General features: G+C 70.4%; 10 protein-coding genes, 4 tRNA genes and 1 pseudogene. 8 read left to right on the top strand and 7 right to left on the bottom strand.

Features of this window, described 5'->3' with window-relative positions:
* Positions 1–129: 129 nt before the first annotated feature.
* Positions 130–1,224 (bottom strand): Leu/Phe/Val dehydrogenase, encoded by a 1,095-nt coding sequence (locus ACF1G2_RS21985; protein WP_391799889.1) that lies wholly within the window; start codon positions 1,222–1,224, stop codon positions 130–132.
* Between the two features lie 318 nt (positions 1,225–1,542).
* Here ACF1G2_RS21985 and ACF1G2_RS21980 point away from each other — a divergent pair, with 318 nt between their 5' ends.
* Positions 1,543–2,415, top strand: coding sequence for a hypothetical protein (locus ACF1G2_RS21980; RefSeq protein ID WP_391799888.1), 873 nt, complete (start codon positions 1,543–1,545; stop codon positions 2,413–2,415).
* Between the two features lie 536 nt (positions 2,416–2,951).
* Positions 2,952–3,158, top strand: a complete 207-nt coding sequence (gene bldC / locus ACF1G2_RS21975; protein WP_003949541.1) for a developmental transcriptional regulator BldC — start codon at positions 2,952–2,954, stop codon at positions 3,156–3,158.
* 324 nt (positions 3,159–3,482) lie between these two features.
* On the opposite strand, the pseudogene ACF1G2_RS21970 reads toward bldC, so the two are convergent.
* The 3 genes and pseudogenes from ACF1G2_RS21970 to hrpA all read right to left on the bottom strand — a co-directional run.
* Positions 3,483–3,659, bottom strand: a pseudogene (locus ACF1G2_RS21970) (DUF6274 family protein); the annotation flags it as partial.
* Positions 3,660–3,796: 137 nt separating this feature from the next.
* Positions 3,797–3,870, bottom strand: a tRNA-Asp gene (locus ACF1G2_RS21965).
* Between the two features lie 87 nt (positions 3,871–3,957).
* Positions 3,958–7,896, bottom strand: coding sequence for an ATP-dependent RNA helicase HrpA (hrpA, locus tag ACF1G2_RS21960; protein WP_391799887.1), 3,939 nt, complete (start codon positions 7,894–7,896; stop codon positions 3,958–3,960).
* A 100-nt stretch (positions 7,897–7,996) separates the two neighbouring features.
* Between hrpA and ACF1G2_RS21955 the strand changes: the two genes are divergently transcribed.
* The 3 genes from ACF1G2_RS21955 to ACF1G2_RS21945 are packed head-to-tail and all read left to right on the top strand — an operon-like array spanning position 7,997 to position 10,184.
* Positions 7,997–8,458 (top strand): hypothetical protein, encoded by a 462-nt coding sequence (locus ACF1G2_RS21955; protein ID WP_391799886.1) that lies wholly within the window; start codon positions 7,997–7,999, stop codon positions 8,456–8,458.
* Between the two features lie 59 nt (positions 8,459–8,517).
* The gene (locus ACF1G2_RS21950; protein ID WP_391799885.1) at positions 8,518–9,357 is read left to right on the top strand and encodes a thioredoxin domain-containing protein; all 840 of its coding nucleotides are present in this window, start codon (positions 8,518–8,520) and stop codon (positions 9,355–9,357) included.
* The gene (locus ACF1G2_RS21945) at positions 9,354–10,184 is read left to right on the top strand and encodes a cytochrome c biogenesis CcdA family protein (protein WP_391799884.1); all 831 of its coding nucleotides are present in this window, start codon (positions 9,354–9,356) and stop codon (positions 10,182–10,184) included. Before ACF1G2_RS21950 ends, ACF1G2_RS21945 begins: the two co-directional genes overlap by 4 nt.
* Before the next feature lie 148 nt (positions 10,185–10,332).
* Here ACF1G2_RS21945 and ACF1G2_RS21940 read toward each other — a convergent pair.
* The 3 genes from ACF1G2_RS21940 to ACF1G2_RS21930 all read right to left on the bottom strand — a co-directional run bounded on the left by ACF1G2_RS21940 (position 10,333) and on the right by ACF1G2_RS21930 (position 10,614).
* Positions 10,333–10,406, bottom strand: a tRNA-Phe gene (locus tag ACF1G2_RS21940).
* 22 nt (positions 10,407–10,428) lie between these two features.
* Positions 10,429–10,502, bottom strand: a tRNA-Asp gene (locus ACF1G2_RS21935).
* Between the two features lie 39 nt (positions 10,503–10,541).
* Positions 10,542–10,614: transfer RNA gene (locus tag ACF1G2_RS21930), tRNA-Glu, on the bottom strand.
* Between the two features lie 104 nt (positions 10,615–10,718).
* Here ACF1G2_RS21930 and ACF1G2_RS21925 point away from each other — a divergent pair.
* The 3 genes from ACF1G2_RS21925 to ACF1G2_RS21915 all read left to right on the top strand — a co-directional run.
* Positions 10,719–11,069, top strand: a complete 351-nt coding sequence (locus ACF1G2_RS21925) for a metallopeptidase family protein (protein WP_352189716.1) — start codon at positions 10,719–10,721, stop codon at positions 11,067–11,069.
* 211 nt (positions 11,070–11,280) lie between these two features.
* The gene (locus ACF1G2_RS21920) at positions 11,281–11,889 is read left to right on the top strand and encodes a hypothetical protein (RefSeq protein ID WP_391799883.1); all 609 of its coding nucleotides are present in this window, start codon (positions 11,281–11,283) and stop codon (positions 11,887–11,889) included.
* A gap of 199 nt (positions 11,890–12,088) precedes the next feature.
* A partial coding sequence (locus ACF1G2_RS21915; protein WP_391799882.1) for a DEAD/DEAH box helicase occupies positions 12,089–13,995 on the top strand: 1,907 nt, incomplete at its 3' end.

The raw sequence follows: 13,995 nt of genomic DNA, 5'->3' as shown, positions 1-13,995 counted from the left end.
CGCGATTTTAACCTCTTCTTGAGGGCCGACCCGCCGACCGGGGTGAGTCATCTCTCGATTGGGGTGAACCTACAAAGTTCACCCCGGCGAGCGCGCGGCGGGTCGGCTCCCCTTCAGGATCCGGCCGGATCAGGCGCGGCGGGCGTCGGCCATCCGCTGCTCGGCGATCCGGTCGGCGGCCGCGGCCGGCGGAATGCCGTCCGCCTTCGCACGCGCGAAGATCTCGAGCGTGGTGTCGAAGATCTTCGTGGCCTTCGCCTTGCACCGGTCGAAGTCGAAGCCGTGCAGCTCGTCGGCGACCTGGATCACGCCACCGGCGTTGACCACGTAGTCGGGCGCGTAGAGGATGCCGCGGTCCGCGAGGTCCTTCTCGACACCGGGGTGCGCGAGCTGGTTGTTGGCCGCGCCGCAGACGATCTTCGCGGTGAGGACCGGCACGGTCTCGTCGTTCAGGGCGCCGCCGAGGGCGCACGGGGCGTAGATGTCGAGACCCTCGACACGGATCAGGGCGTCGGTGTCCGCGACGACCTTGACCTGCGGGAACTTCTCCGTGATCCGGCGCACCGACTCCTCGCGGACGTCGGTGATGTACACCTCGGCACCGTCCATCAGGAGGTGCTCGACGAGGTAGTGGCCGACCTTGCCGACGCCCGCGACGCCGACCTTGCGGTCGCGCAGCGTGGGGTCGCCCCACAGGGTCTGCGCGGAGGCGCGCATGCCCTGGAACACGCCGAAGGCGGTGAGGACCGAGGAGTCGCCGGCGCCGCCGTTCTCGGGGGAGCGGCCGGTGGTCCACTGGTTGGTGCGGGCGACGACGTCCATGTCGGCGACGTAGGTGCCGACGTCGCACGCCGTCACGTAGCGGCCGCCGAGCGAGGCGACCATACGGCCGTAGGCGAGCAGCAGCTCGTCCGACTTGATCTTCTCCGGGTCACCGATGATCACGGCCTTACCGCCGCCGTGGTCGAGCCCGGCCATGGCGTTCTTGTACGACATGCCTCGCGAGAGGTTCAGCGCGTCGGCGACGGCCTCGGCCTCCGAGGCGTACGGGTAGAACCGGGTGCCGCCGAGGGCGGGGCCCAGGGCGGTGGAGTGGAGGGCGATGACGGCTTTGAGGCCGGAGGCGCGGTCCTGGCAGAGCACGACTTGCTCGTGGCCACCCTGCTCCGAGTGGAACAGAGTGTGCAGTACGTCAGCAGCAGGAACGCCGGTCACATCGGTCACGGTGGTGACTCCCAAGTACGAAGCGGCGGTTATCCCGGTCCCCCCTGCGGGTGGTGGCGGTACCGGTTCGGCAAGAGAGTAAGCCCTACCTGGGCGTAGATCCGGCGCAGTGCGCAGGATCACCGTTTCGGAGGCTGAGCGGAAGCGGCGCCTGCGGCCGGGCCCCGTGCTCGGCCGCGTGCCCCGGACGGTGTCGGGCACGCTGGTCGCCCGCGTTCGCTCCACGTTCGGGCGGCACGCATCGTGTGCGCGGTCGATGGAGCGTGGAGATCTGCGCGCAACGACTTTCCCGGAGTTGCTCCGTGGAAGGATCGCGACATGTCGGTCGCCTCTTCGGTCCTCGTTCCGTACGCCTCCTATCTGCGGGTCTACGAGCCGCTCGGGGCCTTTCCGGAGCCGGAGCGGGGGCACTGGGCGCGGTATGCGGGGCGGGCGGAGACGCCTACCGCTCAGGACGAGCTGCGCCGCTCGCTGGCGGACCTGCTGCCGACCCCGCCGGTGCCCGTGCCGGTCCATGAGAGCGGGGACGCGTTCGTGGCGCATGTCGACGGGGTGGTCGTGGTCTGTCCGTGGCGGACCAGGCTGCGGGGCTGGCTGGCCCTGGAGGAGCTGGGACGGGCCCGGGACGCCGACCCGGGGCGGGCGCTGCCGGGGCCGGTGCTCGACGCGATGCTGCCGCCGGTGGTGCGCGCCCAGGTGGCGGCGGACCACGAGCGCTGGCGGGAGCGGAACCCGGACGCCCGCCCGTGGATCCGTACGGCGGTCTGGCAGGTGCCGGTGCGCTGGTTCACCCTCTTCGCGGACGAGGAGCGCGAGTACGAGCCGGGGGACCCGGAGCGGGGCGAGGCGCCGGTCCTGCGGTACCGGACGCCGATGGTGCAGGCGCGGCGTCGCCTGGCGCGGGCGCTGAAGACGCTGCGGGAGTCGATCGACGAGGGGCCGATGACGGAGGGGCTCGTCGAGATCGGCCGGTGGCTGGAGGAGTTCCATCCGCGGGCGCTCGTGGAGTTGGACTACGGCGGTCTGGTGCACGTGTTGTCGCCGGAGCGGCTCGCGGCGGACCGGTCGGCGGCCGACGCGGCCGAGGGGGTCGCGGCGCTGCGGGACGGTGACGGGGAGGGTGCGGGGGAGGCGTACGGACGGCTCGCCGAGCGATGGCGTGCCGTCCGCAATCTGCAGTTCGCCAACTGACCATCGACAGGACACGTCCGGCTGATGTAAATGATCATTGAGCGTCTTGGGGCTTCGGTGTGCCGGCGTGGGGATGTCGGTGAGTTCGCGACGGGACGTAGGTCCCGATCCGGGCCTTTGGCTCAAGCGTGACGGATCGCACTTACTGCGCCCTTGCGCCCATCGCCCACCCTCGTGCCAAAATAGGACAAGGAGTCCGGGGAGGGTTCCTTCCGTCCAACTTTGGGCGGAACGCTCAGCATTGCACTCTATGGGGGGTCTGAGGACTCCTGATCGCTCTGTGACTGATCGTCACAGTGGCGTGACTGTCCGTTATGGCATGGTCCATCGACTTCCGCCGCTGATGAACACCTGCGAGGGCAATTCCATCGGTTTGGCCGACGTGGCTGGACGGATGGTGTAGTTGTAGTGCCGAGGACAAGCCGTTCGTCCTATAACCGACTCGGCCCGCTTCTGCCATTTCGGGCAACGCGGGTCAAGGTGCAGAATTTAGAGGAAAGAACCGAGAAGGTTCGGTTCTCCCGAGGAGGCCGCTCATGACCGCTCGCACCCCTGATGCCGAGCCGCTGCTGACCCCCGCTGAGGTTGCCACGATGTTCCGTGTGGACCCGAAGACGGTGACCCGTTGGGCGAAGGCAGGCAAGCTCACGTCCATCCGCACCCTGGGTGGACACCGCCGCTACCGCGAGGCTGAGGTCCGCGCCCTGCTCGCGGGCATTCCGCAGCAGCGCAGCGAGGCCTGAGGTACGCGCAACACCCAGTAACACCGGGCAATTCCGGGTCCCCCAACCTGGACCGCCCACCCAAGCTCTGCCGACGGGCGCCTGCCCCAACAGGCTCTTCGTCATCGATCGCGCTGGACTCCGCCGGGTCCAGCGCGATCTTTTTTGTGCCGGCTCACAGGCCTCGAAGAGTGGTGCAATTGCACATATTAAATGGGGCCGGTGTAGGGAGGGTGTAAAAGCGGGGGGTGATGAAACTCGTTCGGTGACTCCCGTCACACCGGCGAAGTCTTGCCAAAGAACAGCCTGCCACTCCCGCGGAAGCCCTCAACCCGCCGTTGGTCATGGGCTGGTGGGACTTTCGTCCTCGTCGCGCTCCAGCTCGATGGCGAGCGCCAGGAGGCGGTGACAGACCGAACAGTGCCGGGTGAGGTGCCCGAAGCGCGACGCGGCCGCCAGATGGGCGCGCAGCAGGGCTCGTATCTCGTGTCTCGACTCACGTGCTGCGGATGCCGCGGCCATGCGCGACCACCTCCTGTGGGCCCCCGATTCCCTGATGTCTGGGGTACCGGCGGCCGCCGCCCGGCGTCAATACACCGGACGGCAACGACGGAGACACGCGAAAGGCCCGCACCGAACGGTGCGGGCCTTTCTGAAAGCGATCCTGACGGGACTTGAACCCGCGACCTCCACCTTGACAGGGTGGCGAGCTAACCAACTGCTCCACAGGACCATGCTCGCAGCCCTTCGTGGGGCTGCGAGGAAGACTGTACAGCAGGTCAGAGGGTCTGGTCGAACCGGCGCAAGGCGACACTCCCCGCTAGGGCGCGAGAGCGTCGATCGCCTTCACGATCCGCTTGTCCGAGACGGGGTACGCCGTGCCCAGCGCGTGCGCGAAGTAGCTGACCCGGAGCTCCTCGATCATCCAGCGGACGTCGGTGACCTCCTTCGCCACGGGCCGCCCCTTCGGAAGCTGTTCGAGCAGCCAGGCGTACTCGTCCTGCATCTCGTGGACCTTCTGCATCCGGGTGGTGTCCCGCTGCACGCCCGTCGGCATCTGCTGCAGGCGGCGGTCCACGGCCACCAGGTAGCGCATCAGGTCCGGCAGCCGCCGCAGGCCCGTCCGGGTGACGAAGCCCGCCGGCATCAGCCACGCCAGCTGCTCGCGCACGTCCGTGAGGTTCTCGATGAGCGCCAGGCTGTTCGTGGCCTTCAGACGGCGCTCACAGGCCTGCCAGGCGGCCAGGATCTGCTGGACCTGGCCCACCGTGCGGACGGTCGTGTCGACGAGGTCGGCGCGGACCTTGTCGTACAGCTTCCGGAAGGACTCCTCGTCCCAGACCGGCCCGCCGTGGTCGGCGATCAGCTTGTCCGCGGCGGCGGTCGCGCAGTCGTCGAAGAGCGCCTGGATCGAACCGTGCGGGTTACGGGAGAGGGCGAGCTTCTGCTGGTTGGTGAGCTTGTCCGAGGCGAACTTCGCCGGGTTCACCGGGATGTTCAGCAGGATCAGCTTCCGCGTTCCCTGCCACATCGCCTGCGCCTGCTCGGCCTCCGTGTCGAAGAGCCGTACGGAGACGGTGTCGCCCGCGTCCACGAGCGCCGGGTACGCCTTGACCGGCTGGCCCGCCCGCCGGGTCTCGAAGACCTTCGTGAGCGTGCCGATCGTCCACTGCGTGAGCCCCGTGCGCTCCAGGGACTGCCCGGAGCCGTCAGGGCCGCTCGTGGCGGCCGCGGCGGCCTTGGAGAGAGCCTGGCGGGCCTTGGGGCGCAGCTTCAGCTTCAGCGCCTCCAGGTCCTTGTCCTCGGCCAGCTTGCGGCGCCGCTCGTCGACGATGCGGAAGGTGATCTTCAGGTGTTCGCCGATCCGGGACAGGTCGAAGTCGTCCGGCGAGACCGGGACGCCGACCATCCGGTGCAGCTCGCGGGCGAGCGTCACCGTCAGCGGCTCCTGGAGGGGCACGGCCGAGTCCAGGAAGCGGGTCGCGAAGTTCGGTGCCGGCACGTAGTTGCGGCGGATCGGCTTCGGCAGCGAACGGATCAGCTCGGTGACGATCTCCTCGCGCAGGCCCGGGATCTGCCAGTCGAAGCCCTCGTCCGTGACCTGGTTGAGCACCTGCAGCGGGATGTGGACGGTGACACCGTCGGCGTCCGCGCCCGGCTCGAACTGGTACGTCACCCGGAACTTCAGCGGCCCCTGCCGCCAGGAGTCCGGATAGTCGTCCTTGGTGACCCCGGCGGCCTTCTCGTTGATGAGCATCTCGCGCTCGAAGTCGAGGAACTCCGGTTCCTCGTGGCGCTTGTGCTTCCACCAGGAGTCGAAGTGCGCGCCGGAGACGACGTGTTCGGGGACACGCTTGTCGTAGAAGTCGAAGAGCGTCTCGTCGTCGACGAGGATGTCCCGGCGCCGGGCGCGGTGCTCCAGCTCCTCGACCTCGGTGAGCAGCTTGCGGTTGTCGGCGAAGAACTTGTGGTGCGTGCGCCAGTCGCCCTCGACGAGCGCGTTGCGGATGAACAGGTCGCGGGAGGTCTCGGGGTCGATCCGCCCGTAGTTCACCTTGCGGTCGGTGACGATGGGCACGCCGTAGAGCGTCACCTTCTCGATCGCCATGACCGCCGCCTGGTCCTTCTCCCAGTGCGGCTCGCTGTACGTCTTCTTGATCAGGTGCTGGGCGAGCGGCTCGATCCACTCCGGCTCGATCTTCGCGTTGACCCGGGCCCACAGCCGCGAGGTCTCCACCAGCTCGGCCGACATGACGAAGCGCGGGGGCTTCTTGAACAGCGCCGAGCCCGGGAAGACCGCGAACTTGGCGCTGCGGGCGCCCAGGTACTCGTTCTTCGCGCCCTCCTTCACGTCCTTCATGCCGATGTGGCTCAGCAGGCCCGCGAGGAGCGAGGTGTGCACGGACTGCTCGGGGGCGTCCTCCTCGTTGAGGTGGATGCCCATCTGCTTGGCGACGGTCCGCAGCTGCGCGTAGATGTCCTGCCACTCGCGGATGCGCAGGAAGTTCAGGTACTCCTGCTTGCACATCCGGCGGAACGAGCTGGAGCCGCGCTCCTTCTGCTGCTCGCGGACGTAGCGCCAGAGGTTGAGGAAGGCGAGGAAGTCGCTGGTCTCGTCCTTGAAGCGGGCGTGCTGCTGGTCGGCCTGGGCCTGCTTCTCGGCGGGCCGCTCGCGCGGGTCCTGGATGGAGAGCGCGGCCGCGATCACCATGACCTCCCGTACGCAGCCGTTCCTGTCGGCCTCCAGGACCATCCGGGCCAGCCGGGGGTCGACGGGGAGCTGGGACAGCTTCCGGCCCTGCTGCGTGAGCCGCTTCTTCGGGTCCTTCTCCGCGGGATCGAGGGCTCCCAGCTCCTGCAGGAGCTGGACGCCGTCGCGGATGTTGCGGTGGTCCGGCGGGTCGATGAAGGGGAACTTCTCGATCTCGCCGAGACCGGCCGCAGTCATCTGGAGGATGACGGAGGCCAGGTTGGTCCGGAGGATCTCGGCGTCCGTGAACTCCGGGCGGGTGAGGAAGTCGTCCTCCGCGTAGAGCCGGATGCAGATGCCGTCGGACGTACGGCCGCAGCGGCCCTTGCGCTGGTTGGCGCTGGCCTGGCTGATCCGCTCGATCGGCAGGCGCTGGACCTTGGTCCGGTGGGAGTAGCGGGAGATGCGGGCGGTGCCCGGATCGATCACGTACTTGATGCCGGGGACGGTCAGCGAGGTCTCGGCCACGTTGGTGGCGAGGACGATCCGGCGGCCGCTGTGCGCCTGGAAGACGCGGTGCTGCTCGGCGTGGGAGAGGCGGGCGTAGAGGGGGAGCACCTCGGTGTTGCGGAGCTGTTTCTTCAGCAGCGCGTCCGCGGTGTCGCGGATCTCCCGCTCGCCGGAGAGGAAGACGAGGATGTCGCCAGGGCCCTCGGACTGGAGTTCGTCGACGGCGTCGCAGATCGCGGTGATCTGGTCCCGGTCGCTGTCCTCCGAGTCCTCTTCGAGGAGGGGACGGTAGCGGACCTCCACCGGGTACGTCCGTCCGCTGACCTCGACGATCGGCGCCTCGCCGAAGTGGCGGGAGAAGCGCTCGGGGTCGATGGTCGCTGAGGTGATGACGACCTTGAGGTCGGGGCGCTTGGGCAGCAGCTGGGCCAGATAGCCGAGCAGGAAGTCGATGTTGAGGGACCGCTCGTGGGCCTCGTCGATGATGATCGTGTCGTAGGCGCGCAGCTCGCGGTCCGTCTGGATCTCGGCGAGCAGGATGCCGTCGGTCATGAGCTTCACGAAGGTCGCGTCGGGGTTCACCTGGTCGGTGAAGCGGACCTTCCAGCCGACCGCCTCGCCCAGCGGGGTCTTCAGCTCGTCCGCGACGCGCTCGGCGACCGTGCGGGCGGCGATCCGGCGGGGCTGGGTGTGGCCGATCATGCCGCGCACGCCCCGGCCGAGCTCCAGACAGATCTTGGGGATCTGCGTCGTCTTGCCGGAGCCGGTCTCACCGGCGACGATCACGACCTGGTGGTCGCGTATCGCCTCCAGGATCGCGTCCTTCTTCTGCGAGACGGGCAGCTGCTCGGGGTACGTGACCGCGGGCACGCGGGAGGCCCGCCCGTCGACGCGCTCCTTGGCCTTGCCGGCCTCGGCGGCGATCTCGTCCAGGACGGCCTCACGGGCCTCGGGCTTGCGGATGCGGCGGGCGCCCTCGAGGCGGCGGCCGAGCCGGTGGGCGTCCCGCAGCGAGACCTCGGCCAGGACGGACTGGAGGGCGGCGAAGGAAGTAGACATACGGAATCCAGGATCGCACCCCGGGCCGAGTGCGGGCGAACCGATTTCCGCGCGGGTGCGGCCCGTAATATTTCGGGCACGTCGAGCCGAGAGGTACCCCGTGTCCAGCACTGCCCGCACCGTCCGCGCACTCGCGGCGCTCGCCGCGCTGGCGGGTGTGGTGTTCGGGCTCCTGGTGTGCGGGGCGGGTACGGGGCCGGCGGGCACCGCGGTCGCCGGTCCGGCGGCGGGTGTGACGGAGGCGGCCGTTCCCGACGGGGTGACGGCCGCCGGCATGGCGGCCGGGGCTGCGCAGGCGGTGGCCGCGGAGGCCGGGGCCCCAGGGTCCGGGGCCGGGCGGGTGCCCGGGTGCGGCGAGGGCCATACCGCCGACGGGGCGGCCCGGCCCGCCACGCCGCCCCGCCCGAGCGGCTTCGGGGAGCTGCTGCCCACGCTCGCCGGGGAGCGGGCGGCCGGCGGGTTCTGCGGCGCCGACCAGGTGATCCGCGAGCTGCTGCCGGGGCCCGAGCCGCCGGAGCTCGTACCGCCGTCACCGGTGGAGCTGTCGATCCTGCGCGTGTAGAGGGCCGGACCGTCCCGTCGTCCGTCCCCTTCTCCCGCACGTTTCAGGAGCCCTTCCGCATGTCCAAGTCCAAGCCGATCATGATCGTCTCCGGGGTGGCCCTCGCCGCCGCGCTCCTCGGGGTGGTCTCGTACACCGCCACCAAGCCCGCCTCCGGAGGCGCCGCGGGTTCGTCGGCCGTCGCCGACGTCACCGCCGCCCCGGGCAACGGCGTCTACCCCGAGCTGGAGGCCTACGCCCGCCGCGACGCCTCCGACAAGCTGGCCCAGGGGCGGGCCGACGCGCCGGTGGTGCTGATCGAGTACGCCGACTTCAAGTGCGGCTACTGCGGCAAGTTCGCCCGCGACACGGAGCCCGAGCTGGTCAGGAAGTACGTCGAGAACGGCACCCTGCGCATCGAGTGGCGGAACTTCCCGATCTTCGGCGAGGAGTCGGAGGCGGCGGCCCGCGCGTCCTGGGCGGCGGGGCAGCAGGGCCGGTTCTGGGAGTTCCACAAGGCGGCGTACGCCGAAGGGGCCAAGGAGAAGGGCTTCGGCACCGAGCGGCTGAACGCCCTCGCGAAGGAGGCCGGCGTCCCTGACCTGGCGCGGTTCGCGAAGGACACGGACGGCGCGGAGGCCCGGGCCGCGGTGAGCAGGGACCAGGAGCAGGCGTACTCGCTGGGCGCGACCTCGACCCCGTCGTTCCTCGTCAACGGCCGGCCGATCGCGGGCGCGCAGCCGATGGAGACCTTCACGGAGGCGATCGAAGCCGCGGCGAGGACGGCGAAGGCGGCCGGGACGGCGCAGACCCCGGGGACCCCGAAGAGCCCGGAGAGCCCGAAGGGCCCGAAGACCTCGGAGAGCCCGAAGACGTCGGGGACCCCGCGGACGCCCGAGAAGCAGGGGACCGGGCAGTGACCTCCGACATCGGCTATCTGGCCGCGTTCCTCGGTGGTCTCCTCGCCCTGCTGAGCCCGTGCAGCGCGCTGCTGCTCCCCGCCTTCTTCGCGTACTCGATCGACTCGACGAGCCGGCTGCTCGCCCGTACCGGAGTCTTCTACGCGGGCCTGGCCACCACGCTCGTCCCGCTCGGCGCGGCCGGGTCGTTCGCCGGGCGGCTCTTCTACGGCAACCGGGATCTGCTCGTGGCGCTGGGCGGCTGGACGATCATCGTCCTCGGCGTCCTGCAGATCCTCGGGATGGGGTTCGCCTCGCGCCGTGTCGCCGAGGTCAGCGGCCGGATCCGCCCCACGACGGCGGTCTCCGTCTACGCCCTCGGCGTGGTCTACGGTCTCGCCGGCTTCTGCGCGGGCCCGATCCTCGGCAGTGTCCTGACGGTCGCGGCGCTGAGCGGCAGCCCGGCGTACGGCGGTCTGCTGCTCGCGGTCTACGCGCTGGGGATGGCGGTGCCGCTCTTCCTGCTGGCGCTGCTCTGGGAGCGGTACGAGCTGGGCCGGCGCCGCTGGCTGCGCGGGCGCACGGTCCGGGTGGGCCGCCTCGAGCTGCACACGACGTCGCTCCTGTCGGGGCTGTTCTTCGTGCTGCTCGGCACGCTCTTCCTCGCCTTCGACGGCACGACGGCGCTGCCGGGGCTCCTCTCGGTGGACGACTCGTTCGCGGTGGAGGAGCGGGTGGCGTCGCTGGGCCGTTCGGTGCCGGACTGGGCGCTGCTGGTCGTCGTCGTCGCGGTGGTGGCGGTGGTGCTCGCGGTGCGGGGGTGGCGCGGCAGGCGCAGCGCGGCGTGAGGGGGGCGGGGTGCGGTGCCCGGTGCCGGTCGAGTGACCGGCACCGGGCACCATCTCGCCGCCCTCGCCCTCGCCCTCGCCGTCTGCGTCGCCCTGCCTCCCGGGACACGAAGAAGGCCCCGTTCTTTCGAACGGGGCCTTCTCTTTGTGGCTGGGGCCGGGGTCGAACCGGCGACCTATCGCTTTTCAGGCGATCGCTCGTACCAACTGAGCTACCCAGCCACGAGACTGTTTCCAGCCTCAGCGATCCTGACGGGACTTGAACCCGCGACCTCCACCTTGACAGGGTGGCGAGCTAACCAACTGCTCCACAGGACCTTGCGATGTGCGAGCACTAGTCTCGCACAGGATGTTGCGTGCCCCCAACGGGATTCGAACCCGTGCTACCGCCTTGAAAGGGCGGCGTCCTGGGCCACTAGACGATGAGGGCTAGGGGCTCACCTGGGCGCTTCTCAGCGCGTCGGGGACGTGAGAAGCATATGGGATACCGGCCGCTATCGCCAAAACGGTTTCCCCTGGGGGGACAATGGCCGGGTGCTGGAGATGACGCGTGAGGAGTTCGAGGAGCTTGTCGCCGAAGCCCTGGACCGGATCCCGCCGGAGCTGACGCGGCTGATGGACAACGTCGCGGTGTTCGTCGAGGACGAGCCCGCACCGGACGACCCGGAGCTGCTCGGTCTGTACGAGGGGACTCCGCTGACGGACCGGGGTGAGTGGTACGCGGGGGTGCTGCCGGACCGGATCACGATCTACCGGGGGCCGACGCTGCGGATGTGCGAGTCGCGCGAGGACGTGGTCGAGGAGACCGAGATCACCGTCGTGCACGAGATCGCCCACCACTTCGGCATCGACGACGAGCGGCTGCACGCACTGGGCTACGGCTGACGGGGCCGGCGGCCGGCGGCATAGGGCCGAAGGGTGACGGCTGACGTCTGACGGTTGACGTCTGACGGCCCGGGGCCGTGGAGCGGCGGTCGGCAGGTGGTTGGCGTGCGGGCGTGTCCCTTGCGGCGCAAAGGGAGTTGGGAAGGCAGGCACGTTCTTCCGCCTGCCCTTCCCCGCCGTTCCCGCCCTTTGTGTCCTGGAGGTGCCCTCCGTGCGCCATTTGCCCCACCGTGTGAGATGGGCCGCCACCGCGCTGGCGGTCGCCGCCTGTGCCGGTCTGAGCGGCTGCATGAGTGTGAGTGACGAGGGCGCGAAGCCGGCGCCGAGCAAGTCCGCCGGAAAGCAGGACGGTGTGGCGGCCGAGTCCGGCGGCGGTCTCGGGGTGTCCTCGGGCGGGCGCGGCGGAACCGGCCGGAGCGCGGCCGGGGTGAGCGGTCCCGACGCGGACGGTGCGGGCGAGGAGTCGCCGGTGCCGAGCGGCTCGCCGTCGGTCTCCGGGAAGCCGCCCGTCCACCCGCCGGCGGGCGGCGGCGGGAGCGTGCCCAAGCCGGGCGGTCAGGTGCCCGGCGGGACGGGCGGGGGCGTGGGCGGACCGAGCGCGCCCGCCGGCGAGCCCAGTCCGCCGGTGGACCCGCCGGACCCCTCTCCCACGCAGCCCGAGGAGCCGAGCCCGAGTCCGAGTCCGGAGCCCACGCCCGACCCCTCCGACTCGCCGACCGCGAGCCCCGGGGCCGACACCCACATGGGTGCGATGAGGGCGGCGGACGGTCCGGGAGGACCGGTGGAGCCGGAGGCATCCCCGCAGGTCGGACCGGTGTGACGGAGTCCGGTTTGCCATAGGTGGGGGAGGGTGCGTATGGTGGTAGATCGTTTGATCCCATTGCCCGGCGCCGACACAGAAGAGCGCCGCGTGGCGCGTACTCTCCCTAGCCGTGGCTGGACCGCATTGAGGCGGTCGATTGCGAATTTCACGGAGTTGACGGGCGCGTGCCGAGACTCCGGAAGGTTTCGCATTTCGCATGTCCATTTTCAGTTCTGACCACGCCGTCATGCCCGAGAACGACGAGATCGTCGAGGCCGTCGAGGCCACCGAGATCGTCGAGACCGAGGCGTCCGACGTCATCGAGGCCGCCGAGGCCGAGTCCTCCGAGCCCACCATCACCTTCGCCGACCTGGGCCTGCCCGAGGGCGTCGTACGCAAGCTCGCGCAGAACGGCGTGACCACCCCCTTCCCGATCCAGGCGGCGACCATCCCGGACGCCCTGGCCGGCAAGGACATCCTCGGCCGCGGCCGTACCGGCTCCGGCAAGACCCTCTCCTTCGGCCTGCCGACGCTGGCCCAGCTGGCCGGCGGCCACACCGAGAAGAAGAAGCCCCGCGCGGTCATCCTCACCCCGACCCGTGAACTCGCGATGCAGGTCGCGGACGCCCTCCAGCCGTACGGCGACGTGCTCGGCCTGAAGATCAAGGTCGTCTGCGGCGGTACGTCCATGGGCAACCAGATCTACGCCCTGGAGCGCGGCGTCGACATCCTCGTCGCCACCCCGGGCCGTCTGCGCGACATCATCAACCGTGGCGCCTGCTCCCTGGAGAACGTCCAGGTCGCGGTCCTCGACGAGGCCGACCAGATGTCCGACCTGGGCTTCCTGCCCGAGGTCACCGAGCTGCTCGACCAGGTCCCCCAGGGCGGCCAGCGCATGCTCTTCTCCGCCACCATGGAGAACGAGATCGGCACGCTGGTCAAGCGCTACCTGAACAACCCGGTCAGCCACGAGGTCGACAGCGCCCAGGGCAACGTCACGACCATGTCCCACCACGTCCTCGTCGTGAAGCCGAAGGACAAGGCGCCGGTCACGGCCGCCATCGCCGCCCGCAAGGGCCGCACGATCATCTTCGTCCGCACCCAGCTGGGCGCCGACCGCATCGCCGAGCAGCTCGTCGAGGCCGGCGTGAAGGCGGACGCGCTGCACGGCGGCATGACGCAGGGTGCCCGTACCCGCGTCCTCGCCGACTTCAAGGACGGCTACGTCAACGCGCTCGTCGCCACCGACGTCGCCGCCCGCGGCATCCACGTCGACGGCATCGACCTGGTCCTGAACGTGGACCCGGCCGGCGACCACAAGGACTACCTGCACCGCTCGGGCCGTACCGCCCGTGCCGGCCGCTCGGGCGTCGTGGTCTCCCTGGCCCTGCCGCACCAGCGCCGTCAGATCTTCCGCCTGATGGAGGACGCGGGCGTCGACGCCTCGCGTCACATCGTGGGCGGCGCGGGCGCGTTCGACCCGGAGGTCGCCGAGATCACCGGTGCGCGTTCGCTCACCGAGGTCCAGGCCGACTCCGCGAACAACGCCGCCAAGCAGGCGGAGCGCGAGGTCGCCGACCTCACCAAGCAGCTGGAGCGTCTGACGCGCCGCGCCGCCGAGCTCCGCGAGGAGGCCGACCGTCTGGTCGCCCGTTCCGCGCGTGAGCGGGGCGAGGACCCGGAGGCCGCCGTCGCCGAGGTGACGGAGGCCGCCGAGGCCGAGGTCGCCGCGGCCGTGGTCGCGTCCGAGCCGGTCCAGGAGCGCCGCGAGGAGCAGCGCCCGGCGTTCCGCGACGAGCGGGGCAACTACGAGCGCCGTGACCGCGGCGGCGACCGTGGCGACCGTGGCGGCTTCCGTCGCGACGACCGCCGTGACGACCGCGGTGGTTTCCGTCGTGACGACCGTGGCGGCCGTTCCTTCGAGCGTCGTGACAACGACCGTCCGTCCGGCGGCTTCCGCCGGGACAACGACCGTGGCGACCGTGGCGGCTTCCGCCGTGACGACCGTCCCTCGGGCGGCTTCAACCGTGACGACCGTGGCGGCCGTTCCTTCGAGCGTCGTGACAACGACCGTCCGTCCGGCGGCTTCCGCCGGGACAACGACCGTGGCGACCGTGGCGGCTT

It is taken from the genome of Streptomyces sp. NPDC013457 (genome assembly GCF_043089925.1).
Lineage (GTDB): Bacteria > Actinomycetota > Actinomycetes > Streptomycetales > Streptomycetaceae > Streptomyces.
Note: the sequence above shows the minus strand (reverse complement) of the source record. Positions and strands in the feature narration are given on the sequence as shown.